The sequence below is a fragment of the Exiguobacterium sp. AT1b genome (genome assembly GCF_000023045.1).
Classification (GTDB): domain Bacteria; phylum Bacillota; class Bacilli; order Exiguobacteriales; family Exiguobacteriaceae; genus Exiguobacterium.
On record NC_012673.1, the window covers coordinates 189,977 to 208,188 of the forward strand.

Consider the following 18,212-nt stretch of genomic DNA (forward strand, 5'->3'; position numbering starts at 1 on the left):
TCAAGAGGCTTGGTTTTCGATTGTAGACGGGAATTCATTTAATTGTTTCAAGATGGAACGATAGTAAAAGATTGAGAATATGCCAAAGACGATATACGTCATGGCCATCCAACCGGGTGACACGACATCATAAGTCGAGACGCTGATTGCGCCGATGAGAAGCGCACCTCGGTAGCGGAGACCGTTCGCGGCCAAGTATTGACTGCGGAGGTGGTCTTCGATGAGTCGAGCTAGCATGGCTTGGTGGATGGGGACATATAGCAGTTCTCCGAACGTGAAGCAAGCCGTAGCGAGCACTAACATTGAAAGATCATGTGAAACCGGTAAGATGGCGAATCCAAGACTGAACAGTGTGACACCCGTGTAAAGTAGCGCACGTTCAGAGATGGATTTGGTCCAACGCATCAACACAAGACCGAGCAGTAACACGAGAATCGTATTCTCCGCTCGAAGCAGTCCGAGAATCTTCGTCCCATCTAGTGAGAAATGAAAGAACGGGACAGCGTGTAACGTTTCAGCAAAGTGAATCGCGAGATAATGCGTAAGCTGCAACTCTAATGACAACGTCAAAATCCCTGCGACAAGGTATTTCAAAAAGAGTTGGTTCCTCATGACCGTCTGGTATCCTGTCCATACATTAGTAGTCTTCTGTCCTTTACGCGGTAAAGGTTTATAGTTGTCTTCGAGTTTGAAGGAAATCAGGAAGACACATCCGAATGAAAGAATGGCTGCCGATACTAACAAGTAGAAGAGATGCTGTTCGAAGAAGAAGCCGCCGATTAGGCTACCGATGACGATGGACCCGTTCATCAGCCAGTAACTGAGTGTATACAAATATTTTCGCTGCTCGGGTCGGCTATCATCGATTAAGATGGCTTCGTTTGCTGGCGTGATGGCACTACTCAAGAGATTACTAAAAAAGAAGAAGATAAATAATAAGGTGGCACTGTCAATTACATGAGAACCTGCGATTGCCATTCCGATATAACATGCGAAACGTAGTATTTCTCCGATGAAGAGAATTCGTTTTCTTCCGTAACGATCGGACAGTTGGCCTCCAAAGAGACTTGCGATGAATGAGGCAATCATCGTCAAGACAATGAGCGGTCCGGTCTCCGTCGCACCGAACTGGCGAACGAAATAAATCGTCAAAAAAGGAAATACGGCGGTTTGAGTCAGCTTTTGAAAGAAGTTCAAGCCAAGTCTAGCTTTTAGGTTAGGATGAAGCGATTGAAACATGTGAATCACCATCTTTTCATAAGGTCAGTGAAGTGGCCACTTGACTGTTATGAACAGTATGCGTGATTTGAAGTGAATCATCGTGCACTATATTGCTCGATTTTGGCGCAATAATCTGGAGGGGTATATGGAACAATTACTTACACTGCCTGACGTCGCCATACGTTACGTCTCTTCTAGTGGAGATTGGACGACAGAAAGAGAAGAGAGCAAAGAAGACATTGTCTGGGTGCTCGTGTTGGAAGGGAAAATTGGGATTGAGGTGGATGCATTCGAATATCGTCTCCAAGACAGCGAATCGTTTGTGGTTCAACCGAATCAGTTCTATCGACTATTCGCTGATTCGACGGAAACGACTTATGTGAGTTTTCGGTTTATTGCGAGTCGATTGAACGGGTTTGAAAACAGGGTCAATCCAATGTTTCCTTCCATAGCGGTCATGTCGATAAGAAGACTGTTAGGGGAGTGGTCAAGTCGAGGATTTTTAGAGATTGATCTTACAGATGATGTGATGACGTTCATTCAGAGTCACCTCATCGACACTTCTTTAGATGCTGAAGACTTATTTGTACCGGTTTTGCGTGTCATTCATGATTCTTATCATACAGAGCTTCGCATTGAGGAATTAAGTCGAATCGTCCATCAAAGTAAGTATCAGTTCATACGGAACTTTCGAGAGCGAATCGGTCAGACGCCGTATCAATACATCACGAGACAACGCCTGATTCATGCGAAGTCGCTCCTTCGCTATTCGGATCTTACACTACTCGCAATCAGCCAGGAAGTCGGATTCAATAGTTCGGCTCAACTGAACAGACATTTCACGGAATGGGTAGGCTGCACCCCGGCTCGATTTCGTGAGAATAAAGGGCATCAGCTCAAACGTGACTAGAGAGCTTCAATCGATCTTGAATTTGGTAGGGGAGGGCGTTGAACGGTCCCTCCAAGCGTTGCACCGCATTCACATGATAAAACGTGCTCGTCTCCTTCATATTCATCATCTGGTCACCCAAATCGTATAGGAAAACGTGTTTATTCATCCCGATAGCAATCCCGAGTTCAACATGTGCGCCTTTACCTCCAGGCAATAGGATGACGACAAAGTCCGCTGATTGAATTCCAGAAACCTCCTCTTCGCCAATCGAGCGTAATGCATCAATTGATGTGGCGCGTTCGTTTTGAGTCCAATCATATGTATGGGTGTGACCGAGCGCAATCAGCTCATTACGCATGAACCGTACTTCTTCGATATTTGAAAAGCTTGAACCGACATAAAATCGCATGTGAAAACCTCCAATTCGTTATAGATGATTCATCTGGTAAAGAGCCACAAAATAAAATTGGACGATTAACAGGTAGCCAAGTACAAGGAAAGAAATCACCATAATCAAGACGAATTTCATCAAAGAAAGTGAAACGTATGATTGAATCAAGCGTGTCAAATAAAGCGAAGAGAGGACAAGCAAAATGATTGTGCCGATAACCCAAATGTAACCAATCATGAGATTCGGAATCAGCCAAAAATAGGCGATTGTGAAGATGATGAGGGTTAAAGCTATCATCAAATCTTTACGCTTCTTCGTCATCTTACACCTCTCGCTGATGTTCTAACTTCAATCGTACCTGTTCGGCATCCTCTGCATCAAATGTGCTGTACCACCTCACATGATTGAGATCGATGATCCGATAATGTCCGCTGATGATATTTTGTTGAAGGGTGTAATGTGGACCTGACTCGATTGCATGCCAAAAGACGCGTCCGCCGAGTGTTTTTTCTTTCGGCTCATAAGTGTTCTCGGTCGCAATCAGTTTGACGAATTCGACGGGGTCGTCACCAATCAAGTGTATGAGAATCTCACTTTCGTTAAACAAGGCGCATAGCGTCACAATCGTCGACCAACTCGCTTCATTCCGCTCCTTCTCGATTTGGATGAGCGTTTTTTTTGAAATACCGAGTAAGTTCGCCATCTCTTCCTGTGAATACTGAGATTCGATACGAATCAATTTCATTTTTCGAGAAACTTGTTCAATAAATTCGGATTTTTGCATAAGTGCTCCTTCTTGTTTGTCTGACTTACAGCGTCGCTGAGCTTATGAAAATCAAAATCCACGAGATTCCGAGAAACACGATAAATAAGAGCAGGCAGACGATGATATAACAGCAAATGTATTGCCAGTAGGTCAATCGTTTTGATTGATAATAATGGTATGTAAAACTGAATGTCGCAATCCCGATGACTAAGAACGCAACGATATCCCAGATGATGCCAACCTTCAAGAACGATGGAGTCAGAAACGAAGCGATGAGTGCAAGCACGACGGTCACAACTCCAGTAGAGATGGCAGCGGATGGCGTTGAAGTGTTTTCCAACGAATCACCTCCTAGTATATTACAAGTGTAATTTTACACTAAAAGTGGGCGATGTCAATTTCAGAATGTAAAAAACCCTTCTCTGAGGAAGGGTTCCGTCACTCGTCATGTTTATTCGTTAAATAGGTCGTTAATGGGTAGACACCGATGCTTTGTAAGATCAGAGAGAGTAAAATGACGGCAAACGCGAGAGATATCATTTCGCTCGAGCCGTTAATGTTCTCTGCCTCTAGCCAGAGGACGAGGGCAATCGACATCGTTCCTTTAATCCCGGACCAAGTAAGGAGCGAAGTCGCTGTCAAATCGTCTTTAAATTCTCTACGCCACACAGGAACGGTATAAACGAGACCGCCGACGACGATGAACCGGGTCAGAAGCGAAAGTAGGAATAAAAGAACAGCGAACGTCCAGAGCGATACAGACAAATAGCTGGTCGCCTCGATTCCAATCAATAAGAACAGGAGAGCGAGCAATATCGGAATGACGATGTCCCAAAATCCATTCAAGTGTCGCTGGACCGATTCGTAGTCCTCTTTCATGCCGAGCTCATGAGAAAGCATCATGCCGGCTGTGACGGTCGCAAGGACACCCGATACTTCTAGCGCGTCGGCGAGATAAAATGCTCCGTATGCGATGACGATCGTCAACATGACGAGCTCATGCTTTTTAAAGCTGACAATCATCAATTTTTTAAGTAATAATCCGACGATGAAGCCGATGCCGATTCCTCCGGCTGAAACAATCAAAAATTCAGTTAAAAAGCTGAGCGTGGAGAACTGTTCTCCTGTCGCGAACATACTGAGGAAGATCGTGAAGATGACGACACTCGTCCCATCGTTCACCATCGATTCACCTTCGACAACATCCGCAATCCGCTTCTCACCTTTACTCCGCTTTAAAATCGCCGACACGGAAACGGGGTCGGTCGGAATCAAGATGGATGCCAATAAGAAAGAGGCGGTCAGGCTGAGCGGGGTGAAGAGCTCGCTGATCCAAAACGTGCCATACCCCATTAGGATGGCGGTCAAGACAAGACCAACCGTACTCAATATCGTGATGATCCCGATATTGTCTTTCAAATCTTTGTATTTGAACTGATAAGCGGATGTAAACAGAAGTGCCGGTAGGAACACCTCGAAGATCATATCTTTTGAAATGAATACTGAATCAAAAAAGGCGATATATGAGAGACCAATCCCAATCAAGACCAAGATGACCGGGACAGGGAAGTAATTTCGTTTTGAATCAATCAAATAAATGAGATAGCCAATCAGTAGCAATGTGATGATTTGTTGCGCGATCATGACGACGTCCTCCTCTGCAATCAAGTTGCTATACACTATCTTCCCATTCAAGGTCTAATCAAACGAGAATTGTGGAATATAGGGGATAGTACATTCATTTCATAGAGGGAGGAATCGATATGGGAAACCCGATTGGTGATTTGTCGTGGACGTTTTATTCAGAGTGTGAGGTGCCGAGTGATATCACGGAGTCACTCATCGAGGGGGAGCGGGCCGTCGCTGCCTACAAGACGGTACGTGACGTCGCCGTCTTTACGAACAAACGTCTGATTGTCCGTGATGCGCAAGGGCTCACGGGTAAGAAGATAGAGGTGTACTCGCTTCCGTACGACTCAATCAATATGTACTCGACGGAGAATGCGGGAAGAATGTTCGACTTGAACTCAGAAGTCCAACTGTTCACTCGCGCCGGAACGATCAAAATCAATCTAAATAAAAAAGTGGATGTGCGTAAGTTCGACCGATTACTCGCAGAAGCAATTTTGTAAAACAGTGGACCGAGAGTTCTCGGTCTTTTCGTTTGGATTTTTCTGACAATCTCTTATCATACATGATACGATCATACATAATGTGTGACGGAGGTTACGATGCGATTTACAACCCGATTATTGATGATCATGCTCGGCAGTTTGGTGTTGGTGACTGGATTGATTCATCTGGCCCGACTGTTTTGGGAATGGTTTCACGACCCGACAAAAGGTGGAATCGTGCTTCTCTTTTCTGGAGAGGACGGAACCAGCAGTGATGAATATGGAGGGAAGTTTCGTCTGAAAGATGATGAGGATTTTCAATTCTTGAAGAATGACTTTTTAGACTATACGTTCGAAACAGGAGGGACAGTAACCGAGTCGGGAAATTCAGTCTGGTTATGGTTCCTTATTGGGGGTTTGATTGTTCTCCTGATTTTGACGCTCAGCGTGCTAAGGAAAAGAAAGCGTATCGTCTCGACCATTGATTTCTCGAGTGACGCCATAAAACGAATAGGGCGTACGGCTAAAGCAAATAGATTTGTGGAATCCAAAGAGGTTCAATGGACCGATAATGCGATTCGGAATGCGCTCATCCAGTTCAATCTGGACTTGCCGATTGCCTCAAGACATCAATCGAATGAGACGGTGTTGGATTGGTTCAAGCGAATTGGCGTGGAAGAAGTGGACCTCTCCCCATATTGGAAATCAAGATATATGGATGTAGTGGTGAGTGATGAAGAATCTAGACGATTTCGAGCGGCGTTGGAGTTTAAGCGATTCGAAGACGGTAAGGGGTGATGGTGTATGAACGATGAGATAGAGGTGGTTGATTCCGATGCGCGCAAGTCAATAGGTTCCGCTCGTTTGGTCAAGACCAATCATCAATTCTACATCCATTGGAATGGGTTGATTATGGACTTCAAAGGTCATGAATATGTGGCGGGTATTCGAATCATCGACGAGAATTACTTGTTCATTTGGGCGTTTACGATAGAAGGAGAACCAATCAATGCGTGGGTGCTAGATGCAGATGGCGACATCAATCATTCCTTTCATGCAGGAAACGCGATTGCAGCAGTTGTAATGAACGATACGGGAATCTGGATTGGATATGGGGACGAGGGCATCTTTGGAGATGGGATCTCGACCGAGGCACTCGTCTGTTTCTCAAAAGAGGGAGCCGTACGTTTTCGCTATAATCGAGAGGTCAGAAAGGCCCCGGTCCTTCATGATTGTGACGTGATGTACGCGTCAGAGAAAGGGGTGTGGGTCATCTCTTCAATCGAGGGTCGTCTCGTTTATGTCCATGCGAACGGACGGATTGACTCCTATCCGATGCCACGTCATCTCCTTGACTGTTCGTCGTTGACAATTGAAGACGGTGTAGCCTATGTCGAGAATGAGGAAAAGATTTATCGTTGGCCATTCAAGGAGAGGAAGCGTGCCGAGATAGTAGAAAGTTAATGAAGATTTGACGCAGATTAAATGAGAAATCCATAGAATCCTTTCTTGTATTAAAAAGACAGTGAATTGAATCACAAAATCAAATGCCAAAAACTCCAGTTTGATTATTTCACATACCGAAACTATATTAAATATGAATTTAAATCATGAACGAAAAATATTCCACTCTCACTCAAAAATTGTTTTAGCAGATGAATATGTCCTAAACCATAAAGCACAAAAATGCGCTCATTTGATTCCCTTAGTGACATCAATTCCTTAAAAATCATTAAATTACGAAAATACCAGTAGTGTGATACCCATCTAGTACCAGACATTTCAAGAGATGCAATCTCTAAATAGGCACGATGCATAGTTAGTGCAACTGTAGGGTGATTGATTTCTTTATAATAGTCAGAAATTGTACTATTCTTAAATACTTTTTCTATATGGTTCATGACTTCTTGTTGGGATGATAATACTCGTTCCATTTCTAGCTTCTTATCTTGAACGATGGTTTCTAAACTGAATCCTTCATCCTCATTCCAATCGATTGGATATACGCAATCTAGATGAGATTGTTGTGCAAGTCGGAATGCAATTTGTTCACGTTCGTTAGCGGTTGCTAACTCCGGTTGTTGAATGATACGTTGAAATTGTTCATTTATGTATACTTTCTTTGAAGTATTAACTTCTACACATACTTTAGTGGGTTCAAATTTTGCTAATTGATTCACGAATTGTTTAATTTCTAACTGACGATCTTCGCTCAACACATCTGGCATATCAGGCATAAATAAATCACCATTGTTTGGCATGTTTAGATGTGTTGTGCCAACGAGCAATATATCTGTTTTATTCATGGCATTTCTCCTAATCAATTTGATGTATAGTACTAACTACGTTTATACTTCTTCTAGGTTTCATATTTTGTAACGTGATTATAAAAACAGGTCAAGGTTGCTCATGTGTCTACAGTTCACACTAGTTAATAAGCTTGATAAAATTCTACAAGGGAATGAGGAATTCACATGATCCGTTTTGGTATTATTGGTACAAACTTCATCACAGACTGGTTCATCGACACAATCAATCAGTTGGATGACGCAGAAGTGACAGCGCTCTACTCGCGTACAGAATCACGCGCTAAAGAATACGCTGAAAGTCACTCCATCATACATACGTTCACGTCTCTCGAAGAGATGGCACAGAGTGATGTCATCGATGCCATCTATATTGCGAGCCCGAACTCACTTCACGCCGAACAGAGTATCTTGTTCATGCAGCATGGGAAACACGTCCTCTGTGAAAAACCACTCGCCTCTAACGTCCGGGAAGTGACTCGTATGGTTGAAGTGGCGAAAGAGAATCAAGTCGTCTTGCTTGAAGCACTTCGCAATCTGTTCATGCCGAACTTTGAACGGATTCAACAGGCGATGGAGCGAATTGCTCCGGTGCGTCGGGGTGTCTTCAATAAATCACAGTATTCTTCACGGTACGACCTCTATAAACAAGGGGAGAACCCGAATACGTTCAATCCTGCTTTCTCGAACGGTTCGTTGATGGACCTCGGTGTCTATCTTCTAGGGCCAGCATTAAAACTGTTCGGTCAACCGAATGACATCCAGGCGAGCGGCGTGAAACTGGAATCGGGAGTGGACGGGAGCGGAACGGTCATTCTCTCTTATGATGATCTGGATGTGATCATCATGCACTCAAAAATCCATGCGACATCGACTCCCTCTGAGATCATCGGGGAAAAAGGACGCATCGTCATCGACGATATTGCAACGTGTGATGAAGTCCGTCTAGAGTTACGGGATGGCACGTCAGAAATTATTTCAGAAGTGCAGAACGCTCCGATGTCATATGAGATCGAAGCATTTGTCCGTGCAATCGAAGCTAGGGTTTCGGAGACAATTGTACATTCAGCAAATGACATGATTCGTCTTGCTGATGTGATGACAACGGTGCGAAAACAAGTTGGTGTTCATTACCCAGCGGACACATGATAAAAGCCCATCCGAGCGGATGGGCTTTTATCATGTTGAAGCAATTGTGAATATAGATTATACAGTTGTTGTGACAGTCAACCCTCGTTCTTCAAATACGCTTTTCGCAACGTCAAGTGCGTTGAGTACGCGCGGGAATCCTGTATACGGGACAAGATGCATAATCGCCTCTACGATCTCCTCACCGCTTAATCCAGCTGTCAATCCGGTATTGATATGAAGTGCCAATTGTGGCTCTGTGCCTTGTGTGACAAGCGTTGAAATTGTCACAAGGGCTCGATCACGGTTCGGGAGCCCTTCACGGCTATATACATCTCCATAAGCAAAATCTGTGATCCATTCTCCAATCGCAGGTGCAAGTTGTTCCAATGCATTCGCAATTCCGTCATGTGTGGACCCAGCATCTTGACTCGTGAACTCTTTCAACTTGTTGACGTCTCGTTCATGTCTTGTTTCCATTTTCGATTCATCCTCTCTATTGAAGCTGAATCCATCGTAGCAATTCTTTTGCCATGCTTCCAATTCATCTTTTTTATATCAGTTATGCATCAAACGAATACTCTTCGGTCAAGTAACGGATAAACTCTCTCGTGGCATACGGTAAATATCTGCCTTTTGCAGTCGCTAATCCAAGTTGCCACGGAATCCTTTGTTTGAGTAAAATCGCCTTTACCCCATATATATTCATCTCTTGCATAATGGAGCGAGGTAATATGGTTACCGCGTTACCTTGTGCGACGGACATGCATAAAAAATCCCATTGCCCACTTTCCCCGATAAGTCGGGGGGTGAATCCCGCTTGTTCACAGGCAGTTCGAACGACGTGATGGAGCGAAAACTCATCTGTAAACAAGACGAAAGGCTCAGATGCGAGTTCTTCGAGCAGGAGTTGTTTACGTGATGCTAAAGGGTGACGTTCGGGCAAGTAAGCATACAGTTCCTCAGTGACAAAAGGAGTTTCTTCAAACGTGGAACTTGTCGGTAAAACAGTTGCAATCACATCTAATTCTCCTTTTTCGAGTGCGTGTTCAAGCGTGTGTCCACCGGCTTCTGTAATCTCAACACGAATGTTCGGATAGCTTGAATGGAATACAGTCAAGAACTTCGTGAAAAATAATGAACCGATTAGCGGGGGGAGACCAAGTCGAATGAGCCCTCGCTTGGAATTGGTGATATCGAAAACGTGATTCGGTAAGTCCTCGAGCTGACGTATTAATAGCTCGCTCTCAAGCATCAAGGCTTCTCCCACATCTGTTAATTCAATTTGCCGTCTCTGGCGATCGAACAGTTCGACCCCGAGTTCTTGTTCTAAGTGTCGAATCGTTTTACTCAACGTAGGTTGTGTGACGTGTAGCGCTTCGGCTGCTCGCGTGAAACTCTTGGCTCGTGCAACCGCTATGAAGTATTGCATCTCTCGGAATTCCATTCTGCTCATCCTATTCTATCGTGGCATGGTTTGTATAATAAATATTCATTTTTACTATCATTTAACTAAGTATACAATGAAGTTTGTAAAGGTCAATGAATTGCAATAGGGAGGAAGAAATCGTGAAACAATTACAAGATAAAATTGCACTAGTGACAGGGGCCGCTAGTGGAATCGGGTTAGAGATTGCCGAAGAGTTTGCGGAAGCTGGAGCAAAAATCGCCATTGTCGACATTCAGCTTGAAAAAGCTCATATTGCTGCGAGTCAGCTAAAAGAAAAGGGATACGATGTGATTGCAGTTGAGGCGGATGTGACGAAAGAAGAAGCAATCAAACGCAGTATCGATCAGACGATGGAGGCATATGGGCGTATCGATATTGTAATCAACAATGCAGCCATGCAGCATGTTTCGCCACTTGAAGAATTCCCGACAGAGAAGTTTGACTTGCTTCAAAGTATCATGCTTCGTGCACCGTTCTTGTATACAAAACATGTCTTTCCGATTATGAAAGAACAACGATTCGGACGAATCATCAATATGGCATCCATCAACGGCCTGATTGGGTTTGCTGGTAAAGCAGCCTACAACAGTGCGAAGCACGGGGTAATCGGACTCACAAAAGTCGCTGCGCTCGAGGGGGCGACTTCAGGGATTACCGTGAATGCGATTTGTCCTGGCTATGTGGACACTCCGCTTGTGCAACAACAACTCGATGATTTGGCAAGAACCCGTAACGTTGCAAAAGAACGAGTACTCGAGGAAGTCATCTACCCACTCGTGCCGCAACATCGTCTTTTACAAGTGAAAGAAGTTGCAGATTATGCAATCTTCCTCGCAAGTGAACAGGCAAAAGGAATCACGGGACAAGCCGCTGTCATCGATGGCGGATACGTCGCTCAATAACCATAAAACTCCTCCGAACTTCTTGCTCGGAGGAGTTTTATGGTTATTCTCTATTTAAATAGAGATATCTCAGAAACAGTCCCAGAACAATCGTCATGACGACGGCAGGGATGAGTCCGATGAGCAGTAATGTGTTCATACCGTTTCCTTTCTGAGCGATTCGAGTCGTTCATGCATCTCATCAAAGGAATGGGTGTCCGTCAACATGCTGAGCTCTGCATCGGCAAGTTCTTTCAAGTGAGTTGACCACTCTCGTTCAATCTCGACTTCAGCTTCACTGATTTCCGTGTTGGCCCGCTCGACTTGCTTCGCATGAATCGCTTCAAGACGAGACCGAATCATATCGCGAAGAAGTGAGGTCAACTCATCCTTCAGTTGCGTTCGTCCGTCACCTTCAAAGAATTGACTCGCATTCTTATAGCGCTTCAATACCGACTGATAAGGTGATGTCTCGAGATGAATCGGTTCGACAGCCTCTCGTAGCCATGCCACGTCGAGTTCTCTGTCGAATTCAAGCGTCGGAAGGAGAGACGCTTGACGTTCTGTCAACCGTTCGACCAAGGCGACGAACTCGCGTTTAACGTATCGCTCCAACCGATACTGGAACACTTGGAGCTCTTGCTGGATGTCATAGGCATACTTATCGAGTGTCCGTCCGAGGGCACGCTCCAAGCTCTTCCTTGACCCATCGACCTCGACCGGATGAAACGTCTCCTTGACGAAGTCCGAGAGACGGAGGAGTGATCGCGTCTCGAGGTGGGCGAGGAGTTCTTTCGCTTCCCGGTCAAACAAATCGATGAGTGCTGACACATCGAGTGCCGGTGGGTTCTCGAGTAAAGCAATCAACTGCTGGCGACGATGTTCTTTCGCCGACGCGTCTTCTTTCGCTTCATTCAAAACACGATCAAATGCAGCGAGTAGCGCTGTCGTTTCTTCCTGTATACGCATCGCGTTGGCGAGACGAAGGTCTTTGTCGACATAGCGTTCAAGTGTCGAGACGAATCGATCGAATCCTTCGTCATCCCCATGCATGGCGTTTCGGCTTGAGATGGGGAGAACGCTTGGTCTGCGGACACCGAGCGCGGTCAACTGTTGTGAGACATAGCTAGTGACCGCATCCCGCTCCTCGTCATCTGTCGCAAGATCAGAGGCGTTCACGAGGAAGAACATCTCGTGATCTCCCGTCCCTTGGACCCGTCCGAGCTGAATGACGAGCTCCCGGTCCGCTTCCGTGAACGCATGATTATAATACGTGACGAACAAGACGGCGTCCGCATCACGCATGTAGCCGAACTGGACCTCGCTATGACGATTGAACTGCGAATCGGCACCTGGCGTATCGACGAAGACGATGCCACGCCGTGCCCAAGGAGAGTCGAGATACAGTTCAATTTCTCTCACGATACAGCTTTTCTCTTCTTGTGCGACGAACGCGCAGAACGTGTCATAGTCGACGATTTCCGTTTGTCCGAGATAATCGAGCGGTGCCGCTTTTACCGCATTGACGAACGGGTGGTCGACATCGAGCGAGGTGAGGGAAGTCCCGTAACCTTGTAGCTCATCTTCAAGTTCATCCCGTGATTTGAAGGTGATCATCGCCGTTCGATTCGTCCGACCATCTGGCGGTACGATTTTTGTGATCGAAGCCGTCAATGGGTTCGGTGAGGTCGGTAGAACCGTCTCCCCGAGAAGGGCATTGAGGGTCGACGATTTTCCGGCCGAAAACGCACCGAAGATGGCGAACGTATATTGCTCATACTTCGCACGCTCGATTTTCTTACGTAATGTCGAGACTCGGGAGCGGAACAATGGGTGACTCTCTAATATTTCACATACCGTATTTTCATAAGAAAAATTAAAATCAAATAAGTCATGATCATCATCTAAAATCGACGTCGATGCAACCTCTGATTCAACAACATTCGACTGTTTTTCAGGGAGATACGTTGCATCGACATAGTTTCGAACGGCCAACTGATCTAACTGATTTGAATCAAGTTGCAACGCTTCATATTGACCGATAGCATTCAGAAGGTTCGAAAGACGAATCCGTAACGCTTCCGTATCGAGCGCTTCATACAACGCTTCCTCTTCAGTCGTAAATTGTTCCAAGCGCATGTCGACTTCCGCTTTCATGTACGTATCCGTCGAATGGACCCAAGGTTCAGATACTTTCGTCACCCATGACGCAAGGGCCGTCTCGATGTCACGACTGAACTGTAACACCGTGTCACCACTGAGTGATGCGCCGGATTTCACTTGTTCGGTGATGAGTGAGCTCGGTGCAATCGGGAGGACATCGCCTTTCGGCAGGAGAGTCTCTGGAAGTTTCAAATCTCGGATGATGTCTTCTGCGTACTTCACGAGGTGCGGTCGTAAGTTCATATCAATCAGACGGTTGAATTCTTTGACGGCCACTTCCTCACGACGAGCTCGTTCTTGCTTCGTCTTTTCTTTCGAGAACAAAAGTCCGACCTTGAAAGAAGGAGAACAACTCTCGAGATAAGAGCGTAATAGTTCACGGAACTCATAAGTCATGATCGGTGCACTTTCGACGATTGGTGCCTGATGTTTGAAGAATTCGCGACGGAATGATGTCCACCATGCCCGTTTCTTCTCAAGGCGATGTAGACGTGACTGCATTTCCTTCGGACTCTTTTCATAAGTTGGCAATTGATCCAACATCGATTGAATCGATGATTCGTTGCGGCGGACTAGCGTATGAATCAATGCATCCGCATGCTTGACTTGCTGCTGTCTCGAGTCCGTGATGACTTGCCGCACATACGACCGCAAGCGCTCGACTTCGTTATGTGGATGCTTCAAATCACGAAGTGAGATGTAGAACGTGTCATTTGGGACGATGTCATGATGACGGAATGCTTTCGTCAATGACGCCTTGAAGTCCACAAAGGAAAGCTCATCCTCATCATGTTTGTCGATTTGGTTAATGATGATGGAATAGGGACGTCCTTCCCGGCTAAATTGTTTCATCAGTCCGATGTTTTGTTCCGATTGGACATGGTTGTAGTCCATCATGAAGAACAAGTGATCGGCCAAGAAGAGCGAGCGCTCCGTCGCTTGGCGATGTCGTTCATCCGTTGAGTCAATCCCTGGCGTGTCCATCAACACGACGTGTTCATCAAATGGGAATCGGTCAATCGTATACTCGACTTCCTTGATTTCCTCGACTTTGCAATAGTCACTAATATTTGATAGGGAAGAAGGGTCTAATGAAATCCAGTCCGTATCATTGATCGCGACAGCTGCCGCAGATTCTCCACCTCGTAATGTGACGATATTCGCACTCGTCGGAATCGGACTTGTCGGAAGGAATCCGTCCTCTAGCCAGTCGTTGAGCAATGTCGACTTCCCGGCTGAGAAGTGACCACAGACGGCAATCCAGACTTCTTCATTCGTTACTTTTTGTAGGGCTGTCCGAGCGAGTCGTGCAGCGTCCGTCATCTCCTCTTGTTCAAACGTTAAAGCGAGTCGTGCCAATTGTTCTCGTTGTTCGTGCATGTTTCCCATCCCCTAATTATGATTCCGTCGTGATGCCGACACGGTGTCCGACATATGCATCATTCGTTAAACAATCCATCGCTAAATCGGCGACATCGTTCCTTGAGATCGGACCTGAATGTTTCGTGCCTAATACCTCTTTTGAGATGATGATGTCTCCGTCCGATTGCTCATCGATCAGTTGAGTCGGACAGATGATTGTGAAGGCTAAACCTGAATCCCGTAATAACTCATAAGCGCGGGCATGATCTTCGGCTGCGGTTGTCATCGTACGCTTCGATTCTTTCGTTTCAAAGCGATAATTGTCGCTATCATACGCCTGTAAGATGCCGGCGGTCCCGACCGTGATGATGCGTGTTACGTTAAATTGTTTCATCGCTGCGATCACGAGTGGTGTGAATGTAGACAATACGTTTTGTTTGTCCGTCCCTAACGCCGAGATGACGACGTCTGCAAATCGAACCGTTTCTCGTACTGCTGCTTGGTCCGTCGCGTCTCCGATGATTTGGTTGACACCCTCCTTAGAATCCATCGAATGTCTTGTTAAAAGTTTGACGTCATGTCCTTGATTCAATAAACGCTCAAGTATCCGTTCCCCTGTACGGCCACTTCCGCCGAATAAAGCAATTGTTGACAAGTAAACCCCTCCCCATCAAGATGAAAGAAATATCCAACGCCATCATAACACGGAAGCGTTCACAAAACTGCCTGAAATGGTTCATTTCCACTTGAAAAGAATATGGTACGTTTTAGAATTGAAGAAGAAGGCAAAAAATACATATGACAGGTGTAAGAGAGGAAGGCACCACTACATGAAATTTGGGGCTAGAACAATTAAGACCGGACTATCGGTCGCAATCGTCTTGCTGATTGCTGAGGCATTTCAATTCCAACAAATCGTCGTCCCGGCACTCGCTGCGTCACTCGCGCTCCTGCCGTCAGTTTATCAGACTGGGCTTCGCTTGATCGAAGAGATGAAAGGGAACCTGATTGGAGCATTACTCTCCGTCGGATTTCTGCTACTCACTCCGAATCCGACACCAATCGCGATCGGATTCGTCATCATCATCGCCATCTCCATTCTTCTCTTTTTAAATTTAGAATCGACGACACGGACCGTCATCTTGACGACGATTCTCATCATGGAAGGGGCGAGCCAGTCGGATATGCCGGTGTGGGTGTTTGCGGGCGAACGTTATCTACTCATTATGATGGGGATTACGGTCGCATTGATTGTGAATGCACTGTTGTTCCCACCTCGCTACGAACGGAAACTCGAAGCACAAATCACCGACACATTTCAAATGGTTGTTCGGATCGCACGCTTGTTTGCGGAGACGGAAGGCGGCCGCTCCTCATTCGACTCGTTACCTGAGACGAAGAAGTTGCATAGCGACTCAAAACAAACGTACGCCTATTTTGAAGAAGAAATTAAAGCGAATCGATGGCTTGAGAAGAAGACCCCGATCTTCCGTCGAGCTGTCTTGAAGTCTAAAATGATTGAGACGAACCGTGCCGCGCTCCATGTCATCGAGAAGCTCGATCATGATTTTCATACGATTGAACAACTTCCTCCACAATTGAGCGAAGAGCTGTATCGCCACATTCGTCACTTGTTGCGTCGACATGAGCGTCTGTTTTCAGCCTACGAGCTCGAGAACGAGCACCTCATCGATCGAGAAGAGGATCTCATCCATGAGAACTTTGACTTTGCGAAGTTAATGATTGAGAAGATGAGAGAAGAAGAGGAAGAACTCATTCTCATCGTTGTGCCGCTCGTGGCGACGATGACCGACTGGGTCAAGGCAATGAATGAACTCGAACGCTATCTTGTCACGGAAATGAAGAAACATGGGGACAACCTAAAAGTGGAACCACGTAAGAAATGGTTTTTTGAAGACTGAGAAGGAATGATTGATAGAAAACCTAAAGGAGTACTCGAAACCGTGTGCTCCTTTAGGTTTTTGTGTGTATAAAATATTTATAGAATGACCTATATAAAAGACGAATGAACCTCTTCAATCTCTTTTGTACAAACGTACAAGTGCCAGACAAACAAAAACTAACGAAATGAACACAATCAAACTGATTTTTTGCATATAAATTGTAAAATCATAATACTCATAGAAGTAAAAGATATGCGGCCAAGGCATAAACTCACCTCGAGTAATCACCTCGATGAGTGTATAGGTTAGTACGAGGGCAGTCGCATACTCGAAGCTCTTTAAAAGAAGTACCAGAGCTGCTCCAATCCACCAAAAGAGAGTTAGTAAAAGTAGATGGTGAACTAGTATTAATGGATTTGTTTGAATCAACCGGAACGCGCCATCGATATTAAATAGCAATAAAAGATACCCTACAACATAAAATGTGAACAGGAACACGAAATTGAACCCAATCCATTTTCGGTAGTGTGGGATCAATGTGTAATAAGCCCCTGTGTCATATAACGGCTGAAAATAAAGAATGACAGACCATGAAATCCAAGGCAGATAGAGAGAATGGACAATCTGTATACTGAGGTGCAGTTCAGAACTGTCCCTAACTATAACAAGAAGAGAAGCGCAGAATACAAATAGCGGAATAATCCCGAGTAACCGCTGATATCTCCATTCAAATAATTGAATTCTTAGTAAACGGTATATATCCATCATTGCGCCCTCATCACAGCTAAGTAACCATCTGAAAGTCGAGGAACGATGTTCGCATCGCCTTTCTCTTCATCAAAATATCGGATACAGGCTCCGTCTGATGTTTCTTCGATATGTACTACATCATGATCTTTCACCCATTTATTCAATTCCATAAGATTGATTTGCGCTTCCGCCAACGAACCTTCTGCTTTCTTCTTCAATTCCTCAGGTGTGCCTTCGAATAAGACGTGTCCATTCGATAAGAGTCCAATCTTCGTACACAAGAACTCAATATCCTCCACGATATGTGAAGAAATAATGATTGTATGATCATGACTTAAGTCGCGAAGAAGGTTTCGGAAGCGGATCCGCTCTTCGATATCAAGGCCTGCAGTCGGTTCATCGAAGACGAGAATCTCCGGCTCACGCAGCAACAATTGAGCGATCCCAACGCGGCGTCGCATCCCACCTGATAGTTCTTCCATCTTCAGGTTGGATTTATCGGTCAAGTTGACTCTTTCTAACGCTTGTTGAATGACACTCTCTTGTTTCTTGCGGTCGACGATACCTTGCAATAGGGCTAGATGAAAGAGAACTTCGTTTACAGACAAGGAAGGATAAACATTAAAGTCTTGGGCTAAGAAACCAATCATTCCAGCTGTATTCGCATATTTACGTTTCATCATTGATTGACCGTTCACCCGGATATTTCCACCGGACGCATTCGTTAGCCCGCAAATGATTTTCATTAATGTCGTCTTTCCCGCTCCGTTCGACCCAAGGAGACCATATATCCCTTCAATGTTTAGCGAGACATGATCGAGAGCCATATGTTTCTTGTACCTTTTCACGATGTGTTCCACTTGTATCATGGTGTACCTCCGAAT

At 45.3% G+C, this 18,212-nt stretch carries 19 protein-coding genes; 7 read left to right on the forward strand and 12 right to left on the reverse strand.

The features are described from left to right. A complete protein-coding gene (locus tag EAT1B_RS01080) occupies window positions 1-1,239 on the reverse strand; it encodes an MFS transporter (RefSeq protein WP_031423752.1) in 1,239 nt (412 codons plus the stop codon). A gap of 127 nt (window positions 1,240-1,366) precedes the next feature. Between EAT1B_RS01080 and EAT1B_RS15585 the strand changes: the two genes are divergently transcribed. After that, window positions 1,367-2,131, forward strand: a complete 765-nt coding sequence (locus tag EAT1B_RS15585; protein ID WP_012726270.1) for an AraC family transcriptional regulator — start codon at window positions 1,367-1,369, stop codon at window positions 2,129-2,131. Here the strand turns inward: EAT1B_RS15585 and EAT1B_RS01090 are convergent. The 5 genes from EAT1B_RS01090 to EAT1B_RS01110 all read right to left on the reverse strand — a co-directional run bounded on the left by EAT1B_RS01090 (window position 2,118) and on the right by EAT1B_RS01110 (window position 4,914). Further along, a complete protein-coding gene (locus tag EAT1B_RS01090) occupies window positions 2,118-2,522 on the reverse strand; it encodes a nucleoside 2-deoxyribosyltransferase (RefSeq protein ID WP_012726271.1) in 405 nt (134 codons plus the stop codon). The two genes, EAT1B_RS15585 and EAT1B_RS01090, sit on opposite strands and share 14 nt — an antisense overlap. Before the next feature lie 18 nt (window positions 2,523-2,540). Beyond that, window positions 2,541-2,825, reverse strand: a complete 285-nt coding sequence (locus EAT1B_RS01095) for a hypothetical protein (protein ID WP_012726272.1) — start codon at window positions 2,823-2,825, stop codon at window positions 2,541-2,543. Window position 2,826: 1 nt separating this feature from the next. Then, window positions 2,827-3,288 (reverse strand): helix-turn-helix transcriptional regulator, encoded by a 462-nt coding sequence (locus EAT1B_RS01100; RefSeq protein ID WP_012726273.1) that lies wholly within the window; start codon window positions 3,286-3,288, stop codon window positions 2,827-2,829. A 25-nt stretch (window positions 3,289-3,313) separates the two neighbouring features. Next, window positions 3,314-3,610, reverse strand: coding sequence for a hypothetical protein (locus EAT1B_RS01105; RefSeq protein ID WP_012726274.1), 297 nt, complete (start codon window positions 3,608-3,610; stop codon window positions 3,314-3,316). Between the two features lie 98 nt (window positions 3,611-3,708). Continuing rightward, window positions 3,709-4,914, reverse strand: a complete 1,206-nt coding sequence (locus EAT1B_RS01110) for a sodium:proton antiporter (protein ID WP_012726275.1) — start codon at window positions 4,912-4,914, stop codon at window positions 3,709-3,711. Window positions 4,915-5,033: 119 nt separating this feature from the next. Between EAT1B_RS01110 and EAT1B_RS01115 the strand changes: the two genes are divergently transcribed. The 3 genes from EAT1B_RS01115 to EAT1B_RS01125 all read left to right on the forward strand — a co-directional run bounded on the left by EAT1B_RS01115 (window position 5,034) and on the right by EAT1B_RS01125 (window position 6,848). Next, window positions 5,034-5,402, forward strand: coding sequence for a PH domain-containing protein (locus tag EAT1B_RS01115; RefSeq protein WP_012726276.1), 369 nt, complete (start codon window positions 5,034-5,036; stop codon window positions 5,400-5,402). 99 nt (window positions 5,403-5,501) lie between these two features. After that, complete coding sequence (locus tag EAT1B_RS01120) at window positions 5,502-6,182, forward strand: hypothetical protein (RefSeq protein ID WP_012726277.1); 681 nt, start codon at window positions 5,502-5,504, stop codon at window positions 6,180-6,182. A gap of 6 nt (window positions 6,183-6,188) precedes the next feature. Then, window positions 6,189-6,848, forward strand: coding sequence for a hypothetical protein (locus tag EAT1B_RS01125; protein ID WP_012726278.1), 660 nt, complete (start codon window positions 6,189-6,191; stop codon window positions 6,846-6,848). Between the two features lie 122 nt (window positions 6,849-6,970). Here EAT1B_RS01125 and EAT1B_RS01130 read toward each other — a convergent pair whose 3' ends face one another. Further along, window positions 6,971-7,690 carry a DUF5694 domain-containing protein gene (locus EAT1B_RS01130; protein WP_012726279.1) on the reverse strand — a complete coding sequence of 240 codons (720 nt, stop codon included), beginning with the start codon at window positions 7,688-7,690 and terminating at the stop codon, window positions 6,971-6,973. Window positions 7,691-7,858: 168 nt separating this feature from the next. On the opposite strand from EAT1B_RS01130, the gene EAT1B_RS01135 reads away from it, so the two are divergent. Next, on the forward strand, window positions 7,859-8,839 hold the full coding sequence (locus EAT1B_RS01135; protein WP_012726280.1) for a Gfo/Idh/MocA family protein: 981 nt from the start codon (window positions 7,859-7,861) through the stop codon (window positions 8,837-8,839). A 57-nt stretch (window positions 8,840-8,896) separates the two neighbouring features. On the opposite strand, the gene EAT1B_RS01140 is transcribed toward EAT1B_RS01135, so the two are convergent. Further along, entirely contained in the window at window positions 8,897-9,298 is a 402-nt protein-coding gene (locus EAT1B_RS01140; protein WP_012726281.1) for a carboxymuconolactone decarboxylase family protein, read from the reverse strand. Between the two features lie 82 nt (window positions 9,299-9,380). Then, window positions 9,381-10,265, reverse strand: a complete 885-nt coding sequence (locus tag EAT1B_RS01145) for a LysR family transcriptional regulator (protein WP_012726282.1) — start codon at window positions 10,263-10,265, stop codon at window positions 9,381-9,383. A 95-nt stretch (window positions 10,266-10,360) separates the two neighbouring features. On the opposite strand from EAT1B_RS01145, the gene EAT1B_RS01150 reads away from it, so the two are divergent. Next, the gene (locus EAT1B_RS01150) at window positions 10,361-11,170 is read left to right on the forward strand and encodes a 3-hydroxybutyrate dehydrogenase (RefSeq protein ID WP_081432695.1); all 810 of its coding nucleotides are present in this window, start codon (window positions 10,361-10,363) and stop codon (window positions 11,168-11,170) included. 135 nt (window positions 11,171-11,305) lie between these two features. On the opposite strand, the gene EAT1B_RS01155 is transcribed toward EAT1B_RS01150, so the two are convergent. Beyond that, complete coding sequence (locus EAT1B_RS01155; RefSeq protein WP_012726285.1) at window positions 11,306-14,692, reverse strand: dynamin family protein; 3,387 nt, start codon at window positions 14,690-14,692, stop codon at window positions 11,306-11,308. A 16-nt stretch (window positions 14,693-14,708) separates the two neighbouring features. After that, entirely contained in the window at window positions 14,709-15,329 is a 621-nt protein-coding gene (locus EAT1B_RS01160) for an NAD(P)-dependent oxidoreductase (RefSeq protein WP_012726286.1), read from the reverse strand. Between the two features lie 175 nt (window positions 15,330-15,504). On the opposite strand from EAT1B_RS01160, the gene EAT1B_RS01165 reads away from it, so the two are divergent. Beyond that, window positions 15,505-16,596, forward strand: a complete 1,092-nt coding sequence (locus tag EAT1B_RS01165) for an aromatic acid exporter family protein (protein WP_012726287.1) — start codon at window positions 15,505-15,507, stop codon at window positions 16,594-16,596. Window positions 16,597-17,342: 746 nt separating this feature from the next. On the opposite strand, the gene EAT1B_RS01175 is transcribed toward EAT1B_RS01165, so the two are convergent. Next, window positions 17,343-18,197 carry an ATP-binding cassette domain-containing protein gene (locus EAT1B_RS01175; RefSeq protein ID WP_012726289.1) on the reverse strand — a complete coding sequence of 285 codons (855 nt, stop codon included), beginning with the start codon at window positions 18,195-18,197 and terminating at the stop codon, window positions 17,343-17,345. Window positions 18,198-18,212 lie beyond the last annotated feature (15 nt).